The 17243-nt window shown below is 68.3% G+C and carries 1 protein-coding gene; it reads right to left on the reverse strand.

What is annotated here, in order from left to right:
* The coding region (locus Q0627_RS03460) for a non-ribosomal peptide synthetase (protein ID WP_298807709.1) at window positions 1–17243 on the reverse strand (17243 nt) is incomplete at both ends.

The following is a 17243-nucleotide window of genomic DNA, read 5'->3' on the forward strand; positions in this document are numbered from 1 at the left end:
CCCCCCAGCAGCCCCCCCCGCATGAACCCCCCCCCCCATCGCGATGCGGCGGTCGATACACACCCCCACCGCCACATCCGGACCCACACCCAACGAAATCAGCTCACGGGCAAGAACACTCACCCGCGCCGACAGTTCTGCGTAGGAGACACTGCGCCCCTCGAACCACAGGGCGGACGCATCCGGAGACCGAACCACCTGCGCCGCAACAGCATCGGCAACCGAACCAGCAGGAACCACAACCCCGGCACCCACCGAACGATCCACCAGGCCGGTCCGTTCGGCCGGATCCAGGAGCGGCGCATCGCCGATCGAGACGGCAGGATCGGCGACCAGTGCACCGAGCAGTCGCACGAACCGGTCGGCCAGATCGCCGACCGTCGACTCGTCGAACAGATCCGTCGCATAGGTGACCGCACCCGACCACGGGTTACCGGCGTCGGCCGATGCCACCACCATCCGCAGATCAAGCTGCGCGGCGACCAGCGGCGGCTCCACCGCCGCGATCTCCAACCCGGCCAGGGACACCTGCGCACCGGCTACCGACGCCCCCGGATCGAACGACAGCATCACCTGTGCGAGCGGTGCGAACGCCTCACTGCGCACCGGATCGATCGCCTCGACGACGGATTCGAACGGAACGTCGGCATGATCGAACGCGTCGAGATCATCGACGCGTACCCGATCGAGCAACTGCGCGAACGACATCGAGGACTCGATGGCGGTCCGCAACACGAGGGTGTTGACGAACATGCCGACCAGCGGATCGAGCACGGCCTGACCACGCCCGGCGACCGGGGTGGCCACCGCGATGTCGTTGGTCGCGGCCATCCGGGCCAGCAGCGCCGCGAATGCCGCGTGTACCACCATGAACGGCGTGACATCGCGACTGCTCGCGACCCGCGACACGCCGTCGGCGATATCGGCGGGGATCGCGAACTCCAGATCCGCACCCCGATACGACGCGACCTGCGGACGCGGCCTGTCGGCGGGCAGTTCCAGCACGTCGGGCAGACCGGCGAGCTGCTCACGCCAGTATCCGAGCTGACGCGCCGTGACCGACTCGGCGTCGTCGACGGAGCCGAGCGCCTCGTGCTGCCAGATCGCGAAGTCCGCGAACTGGACCTCCAGCGGTGTCCACTGCGGCGAATCACCTTGCGCCCGTGCAGTGTAGGCGGTGACGATATCGGTCACCAACGGCAGCATCGACTCGCCGTCGGCACCGATGTGGTGCAGCACCACACCGAGCAGGTAATCGCCCGAAACGCTCGCACGCAAGGCGACGCGGATCGGCCAGCCCGACGTCACGTCGAATCCGGACGCCACCGCGGCGAACAGATCGTCGTCGGTGTCGACGGTCTGCCAGACACCGCGAGAGTCGAACAGCGCGATGTCGTCGATCCGCTGGTACGGCAGGCCGTCGGCGATCGGGAAGGTGGTGCGCAGCACCTCGTGTCGTTCGACGGTGTCGATCACCGCCTGCCGCAGGGCCGCCACGTCGAGATCACCGGTCAACCGTAGGACCGCCGGGATGTTGTACGTCGGCAGCGCCGGGTCGAGCTGGTTGATGAACCACATCCGCTGCTGCGCGAACGACAGCGGAATCCGGGCCGGCCTCGGGTCTGCCTTGGTGATCGGCGCGAGTGCGGCACCGCGACCGATGGTGGCGACGATCAGTTCCCGCACGCTCGGCGCGTCGAAGATGTCGCGCACCGACACCTCCACGCCGAGTACTTCCGCGGCCCGTGCGGCCAGGCGCATCGCCGACAGCGAGTTGCCGCCGATGTCGAAGAACGACTCGGTGACGCCGACCCGCTCGACGCCGAGCAGATCCGCGTACACCTGCGCCAGTGCGACTTCGGTATCGGATTCGGGCGCAACGTATTCGGCTTCGATATCGGCGAAGTCCGGTTCGGGCAGCGCTTTTCGGTCGAGCTTGCCCGCCGAGTTCAGGGTGATGTCATCGAGGACCACCCACACCGTCGGCACCATGTACACCGGCAGTGATTGCTCGGCAAGGGATTTCACGGTCTCGACATCGGGTCGCCGGCCGGGTCCGCCGGACAGGTAACCCACCAGATGCTGCGAACCACCCGGCCCGTCGGCGACTGTGGCGGCGGCGTGCACCACTCCCGGCGCCGACGCCAGCACCGACTCGATCTCACCGAGTTCGATGCGCTGACCGCGCAGCTTCACCTGGAAGTCGGTGCGGCCCAGGTATTCCAGCACGCCGTCGCGGCGGCGCCGGACGAGGTCACCTGTGCGGTACAGCCGGGTTCCGGGCTCACCGTACGGGTCGGCGATGAACCGGTCGGCGGTCAGGTCACCGCGCGCCGCATAGCCGCGCGCCAACTGGATACCGCCGAGGTACAGCTCGCCGGGCACACCGTCGGGCACCCGGTGCAGGCGGGCGTCGAGGACGACGGCCGACGAGTTCCACACCGGCACACCGATCGGCACCGAGCCCTCGTCGCCGCTGACCGCTTCGATCTTCTCGTAGGTGATCTCGACGGCGGCCTCGGTGGGACCGTACAAGTTGTAGAACAGCACGTCCGGCAGCCAGGAACGCACCTGACCCGCCAGCGCCGGCGGCAATGCCTCACCGGTGGTGGAGATGATGCGCACAGTCGACGACATCGCCGACACCCGCTCATGGCCGACGATGTCGGCGAACACCGACAGCATCGACGGCACGAAGTGCACCATCGTCGCCCCGGTCCGTTCGATCACGTCCGCCACATACAGCGGATCGAGATGTCCGCCGTCACGCAGCACCACGAGTTTCGCACCGATCATCAACGGCGCGAACAACTCCGGCACCGAGCAGTCGAACGTGTACGGCGTCTTCTGTACCACCGTGTCGCTCGCGTCGATGGGCAGTTCGTCCAGGCCCCACCACAGCCGGTTGACCACCGCGTCGTGGGTGAGCGTCACGCCCTTGGGCCGTCCGGTCGAGCCGGAGGTGAACAACGTGTACACGGCGTGGTCGATCCGCAACGGCGACAACCGTTCCGAGTCGGTGACCGGCGGAGTGGACAGATCCACCTCACTCGAGCAGTCGACGATCAGGGTCTGAATGTCCCCGGCCCATGTACTCGACTCACCGGACCCTTCGTGACGCGACCGGCTCGCAAGCTCGCGCGACCGCTCCTCAGGGATCAAGAAGGCGGGACCGTCGGCACCGGTCAGCATTGTGCTCACCCCGGCGGTCTCCAGCATGTACTCCACGCGGTCGTCCGGGGTGTCAAGCCCGATGGGCACGTATTGACCACCGGCGGCGATGACCGCGTGGATGGCGACCATCATCTCCACCGATCGCGGAATCCGAACGGCCACAGCCGACTCCGGACCCACTCCGGCTTCGATGAGTCGCCGCGCCAGAGTGTTGACCCGGGCGCCGAACTCTCGGTAGGAGACCTCGCGGCCCTCGAACCACAGCGCGGTCGCCTCGGGCGTCTTGGCGATTGCGGCGGCCACCACGTCGGCGACAGTGCCGGCCGGCACCTGCACCCGGGCACCCCATTCCACCGGATCGGCAGCGGTGTCGGCGGCGACCGTGATCGTGTAGTCACCGGCGGCGCGCGCGGGATCGGCGACGACCTGCTCCAGCAGTGTCACCAGTCGTTCGCCGAACGCCCGCATCGTCGACTCATCGAACAGGTCCGTCGCGTACTCCAGCGTCAGTTCCCATGGCTGTCCCGGCGCGGCCGCGACACCGACGGTGAGATCCACTCGTGCCGTGGTGGTGGGTGCCTCAAGCGGCGTCACGGTGATGTCGGATACCGAGACCGGTTGTGCAGGTTGACCGTTGCTGAAGAACAGCAGCACCTGCACCAGCGGTGCGAACGCCTCGGATCGTGCCGGGCTGAGTGCCTCGACGAGCGCCTCGAACGGCAGCTCGGCGTGCGCGTAACCCTCGAGATCGGTGTCGCGCACCTGCCGCAGCAGGTCGCCGAACGGACGGCCGCCGTCCACCTGGGTGCGCAACACGAGGGTGTTGACGAACATGCCGACGAGCGGGTCGAGTTCGGCCTGACCACGACCGGCAACCGATGTACCGACGGCGATGTCGTCGGCACCGGAGAGCCGCGACAGCAGTGTCGCGAGCGCCGCGTGGAACACCATGAACGGTGTCACGTCGGCATCGATACCCAACTGATCGATGCCGGCGGTCAGTTCCTCCGGCAGGGTCAGCGTCACGGCCGCACCGCGCTGGGAGGCGATCGGCGGACGCGGCCGGTCGGTGGGCAGTTCGAGGACGTCCGGGAGCCCGGCGAGCCGCTCGGCCCAGTAGGCGAGCTGTTGCCCGACCACCGATTCGGGGTCGTCGGGTGAGCCGAGAACGTCGTGCTGCCAGATCGCGTAGTCGGCGAATTGCACCGGCAGCGGGGCGAACTCTGGTGTCCGGCCTTCTGCGCGGGCCGCGTAGGCGGTGACGATGTCGGTCAGCAGCGGCGGCATCGACTCACCGTCGGCGGCGATGTGGTGCGCGACCGCGGCGAACACATAGCTCTCACCATCACGAAGCAGCCGGAACCGAACGGGCCAGTGCCGTGTCAGATCGAACCCGGTCAGCAGCGAGGACTCGATCTCGGCCGCCGAATCGACGACCTGCCAGTCGAGTTCGTCGGTCACCGTCTCCGGCGCGGCGATCAACTGGTGGGGCGCACCGTCGACATCGGGGAACGTGGTCCGCAGAACCTCGTGCCGCACAAGTACATCCACGATCGCCGCCCGCAGCGCACCGACGTCGAGCGCACCGGCGAGCCGCACCACGGCCGGGATGTTGTAGGTGGGCGACTCGGGGTCGAACCGGCTCAGGAACCACATGCGTTGTTGCGCGAACGACAACGGAACCCGCTCGGGCCGCGGAACGACCGCGGCCACCTGCGGCAGCGCCGCCGAATGTCCGGCGACCGCCGCGACGAGTTCCCGCACCGACGGGGCCTCGAACACATCACGCAGGGTCACCTCCACCCCGAGCGCCGCGGACACCCGCCCCGCCACCCGGGTGGCCGACAACGAGTTGCCGCCGATGTCGAAGAACGATTCGGTGACCGACACCCGGTCGACGCCCAGGATCTCGGCGAATGCCGCGACGGCAGCCTCCTCGGCCGCACTTTCGGGCGCGATGTACTCGGCCGCCTCGATCACCGGTTCCGGCAGGGCCGCTTTGTCGAGTTTGCCCACCGGGGTGAGCGGCAGTGAATCCAGCACCGTTATCGACGCCGGCACCATGTGCGCCGGAAGCCGTTCGCCGACAAACCGTTTCACCTCGGCAATGTCGATATCGGCGTCGGTGTCGGCACGGACCACGTAGGCGGCCAGCGCCGTGGCCACCTGTCCGCCGACACCGATGACGACGGCCGAATGCAGATCGGGATGCTCGTTGAGGACTGCCTCGATCTCGCCGAGTTCGATGCGCAGACCACGCAGCTTGACCTGGTCGTCGTTACGGCCGGAGTACTCGATGACGGGTGCGCCGGACTCGTCCAGCTGCCACCGCACGACATCACCGGTGCGGTACATACGGTCGCCGGTTCCGCTGTGCGGGTTGGCGACGAACCTGTCGGCCGTCAGTCCGGGCCGGTCGAGGTAGCCGCGCGAGAGAGCCCGGCCGGCGACGTACAACTCGCCGGTCACACCGACCGGCACCGGCCGCAGCCTGCTGTCGAGGACCATGAGTGCCACGCCCTCGATGGGACCGCCGAGGCTGACCGGCTCCCCAATCTCCATCGGCTCGCTGATCGCCACACCGATGGTGGTTTCGGTGGGGCCGTACAGGTTCTGGATACGACGGCAGGCCGCCCATTCGTCCTTGAGTGCCGCGCTGACCGCCTCGCCGCCGGCGTACACCACCCGCAACGCGAACAGCGCCTCCGGGTCGAGCGTCGAGAGCACGGTCGGCGTGAGGAAGGTGTGCGTGATCCCCTGACGCGCCATGTACTCCTGCAGGACCTCGCCGCCGACCGCATCGGACGGCCGGTATACCAGCACGCTCCCGGAGCGGGTCGCCATCAGGTACTCCAGGACGGACGCGTCGAAGCTCGGCGATGCGAACCCGAGCACCCGCGAGTACCGGTCGACGCCCGCGCGTTCGATCTCCTCGGCCGCGAAGTTCGCCAGACCCGAGTGTGTCACCGACACGCCCTTGGGTCGGCCGGTGGATCCGGACGTGTAGATCACGTACGCGACATTGTCGGTGCGGACGGGTCGCACCAATTCCTCCGATGCCACCGGGGCCGCGTCGCAGCCGTCGATCTCGCCGGCGACGGCCGGGTCATCGATCCGCACCCAGGCGAACTCGTCGCCCGGCAGGTCGCCGGTGTCGCCCGCGGTCAGACCGAGGATCGCGCCGGAGTCCTCCACCATGTTCGCGACGCGGTCGGCGGGGTAGTCGGGGTCGATCGGCACGTATCCGGCACCGGTCTTGGCGACCGCCCAGATCGCGGTCAGCAGCGCCGCCGACCGGCCGATGGCCAGCGCGACAAGGCTTTCGGCGCCGATACCGCGGGCGATGAGCCAGCGGGCGAGTCGGCTGGAGCGTTCATCGAGCTGCCCGTAGGTGAGGGTGGTGCCGGTTGCGTCGATGACGGCGGGGCGTTTGCCCGACTTGGCCGCCACGTCGGCGAACATCTGCCCGAGCAGCACCGGAGCGGTGCCGGGTCCGCTGATGACCGCGGCATCGGAGTCGGCGATGTCCTTGGAAACGACCGGTTGTTCGGTCGCCCTGGCGCGGGCCACTTTCGCCAGTTCCGCCACTGATGGTCCTTCGTTGATGGTGATACTCCCCACCGTCTCTCCGGGATCACCGAGTCCGGCGTCGAGGATCCGCAACAGGTTTCCGGTAAAGGATTCGACGGTCGACTCGTCGAACAGGTCTGTCGCGTAGATGATCGAGCCGGTCCAGTCGGCTGCCTTGTCCCGGGAGTCTTCGTTCCGGGACACCGCGACCAGCAGGTCGATGCGTGCCGGTACCTCGCCGGCGGCCAACGACTCGATGCGCAGGCCGGCGACATCGCCGACCGCGAGGTCCGATCCGGCCAGTTCGGGCAGGGCCGTCTGCTCGAACGTCAGCCACACCTGGGTGAACGGGGCGAACGCGTCCGACCGGACCACGTTGCAGGCCTCTACCACCTCGTCGAACGGGATGTCGGCATTGGCAAAGGCGTCGAGGTCGACCGACTTGGCCTGTACCAGTATCTGTTCGAACGAGGCGCCCGGTTCGACACCTGTCCGCAGGATGAGCGTGTTGACGAACATACCGATGAGCGGGTCGAGCCCCGTCTGTCCGCGTCCGCCGACCGGTGTGCCGATCGCGATGTCGGAGGTCGACGACAGCCGCGCCAGCAGCACCGCGAGCGCGGTGTGCACGACCATGAACGGGGTGACGCCGGCCTGCGCCGATACCTCGTCGATGCGGGCGGCGGTGGCGGCGGGAATGGTGAACCCGACCTGAGCGCCGCGTCCGCTCGCTCGCGGCGGACGCGGACGATCCGTCGGGATCTCGACGACGTCGGGAAGACCGGCGAGTTGTTCACGCCAGTAACCCAATTGGCGGCCGACCACCGAGGCGGGATCGTCGGGGCTGCCCAGGTGCTCATGCTGCCAGAGGGCGACGTCGGCGTACTGGACCGCCAGCGGCCTGAACACCGGTGCGTGCCCGGCGTTTTCCGCAGTGTATGCGGTGATCAGATCTGTCAGCATCGGGGTCACCGACTCGCCGTCGGAGGCGATGTGGTGGACGATCACGGCCAGGAGATGTTCGCCCGGTGTGGCGGAGACGAGCCGGATCCGGATGGGCCACTGGTTCGTGACGTCAAACCCTTGGGAGACAGCACTTTCCATGTCCGCGGCCGAGTCCGATACCGCCCAGTCGAGGAGCTGCGGCACCGTCGATGCCGCAGCGATCTGCTGGTACGGCGCACCCCCGTGCGACGGGAAGGTAGTGCGCAGCGCCTCGTGCCGCACGACCAGGTCGACGAACGCCCGGTGCAGGGCGCCCGCATCGAGGTCGCCGGTGATCCGCAGGACTGTCGGGATGTTGTAGGCGATGGAAGTGGTGTCGCGCTGATTGACGAACCACATCCGGCGCTGGGCGAACGACAGCGGAATACGTTCCGGCCGTGGGTCGACCGCGACGATCGGAGCCCGCGACGACGCATTCCCGGCGACCGCCGCGATCAGTTCACGCACGCTGGGCGCACCGAACGCGTCCCGCACCGACACCTCGACGCCGAGGACATCGGAGGCGCGGGCGGCCAGGCGCATCGCCGACAGTGAGTTGCCGCCGAGGTCGAAGAACGAGGAGGTGACGCCGACCCGTTCCACACCGAGCACATCGGCGAAGGCCCGGGCCAGCGCGATTTCGGTGTCGGTCTCCGGCGCGGTGTACGCCTCGGTGACCGCGTCGAACACCGGCGCCGGGAGGGCCTTGCGGTCGGCCTTCTCCGCGCTGCTCAGCGGCATCTGCGCCAGCGGCATCCACACCGACGGCACCATGTACGCCGGAAGGGAGCGCTGCGCAACGGCTTTCACCGTATCCAGGTCGGCCGTGTCCGGGGCGATGTAGGCGACGAGGTGTTCGACACCGGATTCGGTGGCGGCCACGATCACCGCGGCGTTAACGACGCCCGGCGCGCCGGCCAGCACCGATTCCACCTCACCGAGTTCGAGGCGCTGACCGCGCAGCTTGACCTGGAAGTCGGTGCGGCCCAGGTATTCCAACTCGCCGGCGGCGTTCCACCGGACGAGGTCGCCCGTGCGGTACAGCCGCGTGCCGGGCTCGCCGAACGGGTCGGCGATGAACCGTTCGGCGGTGAGCGCCGGCTGCGCCGCATAGCCGCGTGCGACCTGCACGCCACCGGTGTACAGCTCGCCGGACACCCCGACGGGCACCGGATGCAGACGTGAATCCAGCACCAGCAGTGAGGTATTCGCGCCGGTCCGGCCGATCGGCACGGTCGCGTCGCCCGGCCGCAGCACGTGTTCGGTGACCTGGACGGTGGCCTCGGTGGGTCCGTACTGGTTGACGATGTCCACCCCGGGCAGCGCCCGCTGCACGGTCTCGGCGACCGGCACCGGCAGCGCCTCGCCACCGGTGATCAGCGTCCGCAGTGCCGGAAGCTCGCGGCCCGCATCGGCTTTCACCTCAAGGAACACCGACAGCGCCGACGGCACGAACTGGGTCCAGGTGACCTGATGATCGGCCAGCATGTCGAGCATGTGCCGTGGATCGAGATGCCCGTCGGGACGCATCATCACAACCCGCGCCCCCACCGTCAGCGGCCACACCAGTTCGAGCTCGGAGGCATCGAAGGTGTACGGCGTCTTGACGATGACCACGTGATCGTCGCGCTCGCCGACGACATCGCCGAACCAGGCGTGCATGTTCGACAGCGCCGCATGCGAGACCGTCACGCCCTTCGGCCGGCCGGTCGAACCCGACGTGAACAGCGTGTAGGCGGCGTTGTCCGGTCGCACCGGCGCGATGCGGTCGTCATCGGTGATCGCCGGCGCCGACATGTCCACCGGACCCGAGCAATCAACGACGACGGTGCGGACGGCCGAGAACCGCTCATCGTCCGCGGTCGTCAGCAGAACGACCGATGCTCCGGCGATGCTGAGCATGTACTCCACACGATCGGCGGGTGCCTCGGTGTCGATGGGCACGAACTGGCCACCTGCGGCGAGGACCGCGTGGATGGCGACCATCATCTCCACGCTGCGTTCGACGCAGATTCCGACGGCCGTATCGGGGCCCACCCCGGACGAGATGAGTTCGCGGGCAAGCAGGTTGATGCGTGAGCCGAGTTCGGCGTAGGTCACCTGACGGCCTTCGAACTCCACGGCCACCACATCGGGGATCGCCGCGATCCGGGCGGTGATCGCCGCGACGGTGGTGGTATCCGGGACGTCGAGCACAGGCCCGTGGGACACCGACAGCACCCGATCGGATGCCGCCGCGTCGAGCATGCCGGCATCGCCCACAGCGGCGTCCGGGTCGGCGGTCAGGCCGTCGAGCAGTTGGGTGAAGCGCCGCATGAACTCGGCGACGGTCACCTCATCGAACAGATCGGTGGCGTACTCGGCCGAACCGGTCCACGCGCCGCCACCGGTGGCCGACCACACCTCGACACTGAGGTCGAGCTGCGCGGTCACCAGCGGCGTGGTCACCGGGGTGATGGTGAGGTCGCCGAGCGACACGTCGGCGTCGTTAGCGGATGCGCCCGGATCGAACGACAGCATCACCTGCGACAGCGGGGCGAACGCCTCGCTGCGCACCGGGTTGAGGGCCTCGACGAGCGTCTCGAACGGCAGTTCGGCGTGACCGAACGCATCGAGGTCGGTGCCCCGTACCCGGTCGAGGAGACCGGCGAACGACTCACCCGGGTCGACCTGCGTGCGCAACACGAGCGTGTTGACGAACATGCCGACGAGCGGGTCGAGCACCCGGTCGCCTCGGCCGGCGACCGGGGTGGCCACTGCGATGTCATCGGTGGTGCTCAGCCTGGCCAGCAGCACTGCGAACGCGGCGTGCATCACCATGAACGGGGTCATGCCACGCTCGCGGGCGAGTGCGGCGATGCGGTCGCCGACCTCACCCGGAATCTCGAACGGCACCCGCGCACCGCGATGCGATTCGACGGCCGGACGTGGCCGGTCGGCGGGCAGATCGAGCACGTCGGGCAGGCCTGCGAGCTGCTTGCGCCAGTAGCCGAGCTGGCGGCCGATCACCGACTCGGCATCGTCAGCGGACCCGAGGACCTCGTGCTGCCAGATCGCGAAGTCGGCGAATTGCACCGGCAAGGGGGTCCAGGACGGTGAATCGCCCTGGGTGCGCGCGGTGTACGCGGCGACGATGTCGGTCACCAGCGGCAGCATCGACTCACCGTCGATACCGATGTGGTGGGCGACCACCGCCAGGAGGTACTCGCCGGCCGGGGTGGCGTCATGGTGCTCGTCTCGCCGGACCCTTCGCGACCCTCGCTCCTTCGTCGCATCGGCCTCAGGGATCAAGAAGGTGGTATCGTCCTCCCCTGCTCCCTGAGGAGCCGAACCGCTAGGCGAGGCGTCACGAAGGGTCACCCGCAACGGCCACTGCGTCGTCACATCGAAACCGGCAGTCGCCGAAGCGAACAGCGCGTCGTCGGAGTCGACGACCCGCCAGATGCCGCGGGCGTCGAACTCGGCGATGTCGCCGACCTGCTGGAACGGCACGCCGTCGTCGGACGGGAACGACGTGCGGAGTACCTCGTGGCGTTCGAGCACGTCGATCACGGACTGCCGCAACGCATCCACATCGAGCGAGCCTGTCAGGCGCAGGACCGCCGGAATGTTGTAGGTCGCCGCCGTCGGATCGAACCGGTTGATGAACCACACCCGTTGCTGGGCGAACGACAACGGGATGCGCTGCGGGCGTGGGTGGACCGGTACGACCGGGGCCAGTGCGGCGGCATTGCCCGCCACCGACTGCGCCAGGAGACCGATGGTGGGTGCTGCGAACACATCACGCACCGACACCGCCACACCGAGCGCGTCGGCGGCGCGGGCGGCCAGCCGCATCGCCGACAGCGAGTTGCCACCCATGTCGAAGAACGAGGCCGTGACACTCACCTCGTCGAGGCCGAGCACCTCGGCGAACACGTCCGCCAGAGCTGCCTCGCCGGGTGTGACCGGTGCCACGAAAGCATCACCGACGGAACCGAAGTCGGGCTCGGGTAGCGCGTCACGATCGAGTTTGCCGTTCGCGGTCAGCGGCAGTGCGTCCACCACCAGGACGACGGTGGGCACCATGTACGCGGGCACGACCCGGCCCGCGGACTCCTGCACGGCGACCGGGTCGACGTCGGCGCCGGTATCGGCGACCACGTAACCCACGAGTGTGTCACCGGACGGTCCGCCGACGATGCGAGCCGCCGCACCGACCACCCCGTCGGCGGTGAGCATGCCCGCCTCGACCTCACCGAATTCGATGCGGAAGCCACGCAACTGCACCTGGGTATCGGCGCGGCCCACATACTCGATATCCCCACCGCCCACCCGGCGCGCGACGTCGCCGGTACGGTACAGCCGCGATCCCGGTTCGCCGAACGGATCGGCCACGAACCGCGTGCCGGTCAGATCCGGACGCCCGAGGTAGCCCTGAGCCAATTGGCCACCGGCAACGTACATCTCACCGAGAACATCCACCGGAACCGGCCGCAACCGCGCGTCGAGGACGTGAATACCCAACGACGACAACGGCCGTCCGATGAGGGAACCATCGTCGGCGGAGACGGCGGCGCGGTCGAGTTCGCGGAAGCTCACGTGCACCGTGGTCTCGGTGATGCCGTACATGTTGACCAGCCGGGCCGGATCGCCGGGGAACAGATCGAACCAGCGACGGACCTGCTCGAAGCTCAGAGCTTCTCCACCGAACACGAAATACCGGACAGCCCAGGGGTTCTCGTTACGGCGGCGCGCATCGATGAGCTGATAGAACGCCGACGGCGTCTGATTGAGCACCGTGACACCTTCGGCCACAACGAGCTCGACGAACGCATCGACGTCCCGGGCGATATCGCGGTCGACGATCACACACCGGCCACCGTAGAACAACGCGCCCCACAACTCCCACACCGAGAAGTCGAAGGCGTACGAGTGGAACATCGTCCACACGTCGTCGGCGCCGAACTCGAAGTCACCCGCGGTGGCGTCGAGCAACGTCACCACGTCCCGGTGCGTCACCTCCACGCCCTTGGGCAGACCGGTCGAACCCGACGTGTAGATCACGTACGCACGCGAATCCGGCAGCACCGCAACAGGAGTCGAAGACGAAGCAGCCGCCTTCGCGACCTCGCCGATGTCGGCGACCACCACGTCGGCCCCCAGCGCATCCCACAGCGGGTGCCCGTCGGTCGATGTATCGGTCAGCACCACGGATACACCCGAGTCGGACACGATGTGTTGCAGGCGGCCGATCGGGTTGGTCACGTCCAGCGGCAGATACGCGGCACCCGCCTTGAGGACGCCGACGATCGCGGTGACCACATCGACGGACCTCGCGGTGGCAACGCCCACGAGATCACCGACGACGACACCGCGCTCCCGCAGACTTGTGGCAACGGCATCGGTGCGCTCGGCGAGCTGCGCATAGGTGAACGATTCGGAACCGCACGACACGGCAACCGAATCAGGATGTGCCGCAGCTGCTTCGGTGAACAAGTCAACCAGCGACGAGCCTGTGTGTGCGGTGTCGATGATCGGTGCGGGCAACTGTGCGAGCACCGCACGGTCGGCGTCGGTCAGCAACGACACGTCGGCGGTGGACACCGCGGGATCGGCCGCGATCGTCCGCAGGATCTGCAGCGCCGCGCCCGCGAAGCCTTCGACCTGCTCGGCGGTGAACACCGACGGCAGGTACTTGAGCCGCATCACGACGCCGTCGGCCACCGGAGCGGTGACCATGTTCAGCGGATAGTGCGTCGAGTCGCTGACCTCAACACCGGCGATCGCCAAACCACCAGTAGCAGAAGCATCGGCGCTTTCCAGCGATTCGGCGTCCACCGGGAACGACTCGTGCACCGCGATCGTGTCGAAGGCGATCTGTGCGTCAACGGCTTTCGCGATCTGCGGCAGGCTCAGGTGATGGTGGTCGAGCACGGTCACCTTGTCGGCCTGCACCTTGCGCAGCACCTGCCCGATGCTCGCGTCCGGGTCGACGTCGACCACTGCGGGCAGGGTGTTGATGAACAGACCGATCATCGATTCCACACCCGGAAGATCGGCCGGGCGCCCGGAGACGGTCTCACCGAAAGTGACCACCTGGTTGCCGGTCTTCCGCGACAGGAAGATGGCCCACGCCACCTGCAATGCCGTCGCCAGGGTCGCGCCCTCCGCGCGGGCCGCTGCTTCCAGGTCCGCGATCAGGTCCGCGTCGAGCAGGGTTTCGAGGTCGCGCGGCATCGCATCGGCGGTGGCCTGCTGGCCGGCGGCCACCAGGGTCGGGCCCTCGACGGGTGCCAGCACCTGCCGCCACGCGGCGAGTGCTGCGTCGTCATCGCGGCCGGCGATGGTGCGCAGGTAGTCACCGAAGTCACCGGTCGCACCACCGGACACCTGATCGGTGTAGGTGCTACCGGTGGCGTAGAGGGCCAGCATGTCGGCCAGCACCAGCGGACCGGACCAGCCGTCGAGGATCGTGTGATGGTTGGTGACGATGAGTGTGGCCGAATCACCGTCGCGCACCAGCACGAACCGGATGAGCGGCGGAACGCCGAGATCGAACGGCAGCACCCGCTGCTGCGTGACCAGGTCGTCGATGCGCGCGGTCACCGCCGCACTGTCTGTTCCGGTGAGGTCGATCTCGGTCCACGGCAGTTCGGCATGCCTCGGCACGAACGACACCACCGAACCACCCGCGGTGGTCACGAAACCGGAACGCAGCACCCGATGGTGATCGAGCAGCGACTCCGCAGCCGTCCGCAGACGTGCGGCGTCGACCCCGGCGAGGGTCAGAACCGCCTGTGCCACATACACATCCACGTCGGTTCCGCCGGTGACCTGGGACTGGAAGTACAGTCCGCCCTGCAGCGGCGACAGCGGCCACAGATCCGCATCCGGATGTTGTGCGGCGAGCGCGTCGATGTCCCTCTGGCGCAGCGCCACTCCCGGAACATCGGACGGTGACAGCCCGACAGGCTTGCCGTCGGCCACATAGGTTGCGACCGCTGACAATTCGTCCGACCAGTAGCCCATCACGGCGGCGACGTCCGCTGCGGGCAGCACCGTCTCGGGATAGCTGACACCCGCGTGCAGTGCACGACCCCCGCTGCCGGAACCGATGCTCGCGTTGATGGTGAGCACGGCCTGCGCGGCCATCGCCCCCGCGGGCGAGGCGGGCAGTGCCGGGGCGTCGACCGCAGCGAATGCGACCTGCTGTGACGATCCCGGACCGCCGGCACCCGCACCGAGGTAGTTGAACAGGATCGACGGCAGTGGGCGGGCGGCCAGTTCGGCGTTCTCGCCATAACGCAGCCAGCCGAATCCGACGCCCGAGTCGGGTTGGCCGAGCCGTTCTTCCTTGGCCGCCTTCACCGCGTGCACGATGCCGTCGGCGGGGTCGAGGCTGACCGGGGCGATGGTGGTGAACCAGCCGACCGCCCGCGACAGGTCGGCGCGGACCGCATCGTCACCGGTCGCCAGCACGTCCTCGTACCGGCCGTGGCCTTCGAGCAGCACCGACACCGCGGCATCGTCGGTGATGCCGCGGTCACGCTGCCAGCGACGTACCGCCCGGGCCAGCGCCGCCAGCAGGACGTCGTTGACGGTGGCGCCGAACGCATCGGGCACCGTGGTGGTCAGCGCGTCCGCCACGCCCTCGGCGAGGGTGAAGGAATCGGTGCGTGAACCGGCCATCCGGTCGCGGGTACGGTCCGGTGCGGCGCCGAAGTCGGTGGGCCGCTGCGGAAGACGGGCCAGCCAGTACGCGGACTCATGCTCGCGGCGTCCGGCACGTGCGGCCAGTGCGGCGTTCCATGCCCGCTGTGAGGTGGTGGTGTCACGCAGCCGCAGCTCGTGCCCGGTCTCGTGCTGGGCCCACAGCGTCATCAGATCCTCGATGATCGCCTGCCACGACACCGCGTCGACGCCGAGGTGATGGATGACGACGACGATGCGACCGGCGCCGTCAGCACCGGTCAGCAGGACGACCTGCACCAGCCGGGCCTGTGCGGGGTCCAGTCGCGAGGTGGCACCGGCATGCGCGGCGACCAGGTCGGCATCGAAGCCGTCGGTGCCCGCAGCGTGTTCGGATACGACCGCGTTGACCGCTGTGTCGGCATCGAAGTCATTGCCCGCGAACAATTCCCAGATATCATCGGAACCGGTGAGGCGCGCGGACAGCATCGGATGGTGTGCCACCAGAGCATTGACCAGACGCCGCAGCACGGCGCTGGTCAGGCCTTCAGGCGCGGCGAGCACCATGGACTGGTTGAAGTCGGCGAAATCGGCAGGATCGTCGGCGAATTCGGCCATCCACCGCACCACCGGCGACGGGACGATCGCGCCCGCTCCCCCGCCGGCCGGTTCGGCCAACTCGGGCAGGCGGACGCCGTCGCCGGCCATCGCCCGGACCATGTCGCGGACGGTCTTGTGTTCGAAGATCTGTCGCGGCGACAGGTCGAATCCGGCGGCGCGCATCGCCGACGCCAGCTGGATCGACATGATCGAGTCGCCGCCGAGTGTGAAGAAGGACTCGGTGACCGATACCCGTTCGCGGCCCAGCAGTCCGGCAACCACCGACGCGAGCAGTTCCTCGGCGGCACCCAGCGGTGCGACGTACTGTTCGTCACCGTCGCCGAAGACAGGTGCGGGCAGTGCGCGGCGGTCGAGTTTGCCGGCCGAGTTCAGCGGCACCTCCTCCAACAGCACCCACGAGGTGGGCACCATGTACTCCGGAAGCTTCTGTGCCGCAAAGTTCTTCACCGCGTCGGCATCGACGCCCGCCGGCGCCAGGTAACCGACCAGATGTTCGGCACCGGCAACGGTCTTGACCACCGTCGCGGCCGCGTGCACCACACCCGGCGCATCGGCGAGCACCGCCTCGACCTCACCGAGTTCCAGACGCTGACCACGCAACTTCACCTGGAAGTCGGTGCGGCCCAGGTACTCGATCGCACCTACCTGGTTCCACTTCACCAGGTCACCTGTGCGGTACAGACGACTGCCCGCCGGACCGTACGGGTCGGCCACGAAACGTTCAGCGGTCAGCGTGGGTTGGGCGGCGTAGCCACGCGCCACCTGCACACCACCGAGATACAACTCACCGGGCACGCCCTGCAGCACCGGACGCAGCCGGGCGTCCAGCACCAGCGTGGACGTATTGGGCACGGGCACACCGATCGGGATGACGGTGTCGCCACGGCCGACCTCGTATGCGGTGACATCGACCGCAGCCTCGGTCGGTCCGTACAGGTTCACCAACCGTACCGTCGGCAGAGCCGCCAGCAATGCCTGCGACGGGCGCACCGTCAACGCCTCACCCGAGGTGAACACCACCCGCACACTCGTCAGCGCGGCAAGCCGATCAGCACCCAGTGCGTCCACGAATGCCGCCAGCATCGACGGCACGAAGTGCATCACCGAGATCCCACGGCCGACGACCAATTGGGAGAGGTAGTCGGCGTCGCCGTGCCGTCCCGGTTCGGCGATCACGAGTTCGGCGCCGATCATGAACGGCAGGAACAACTCCCACACCGACA

This window comes from uncultured Gordonia sp., from assembly GCF_937858515.1.
Lineage (GTDB): Bacteria > Actinomycetota > Actinomycetes > Mycobacteriales > Mycobacteriaceae > Gordonia.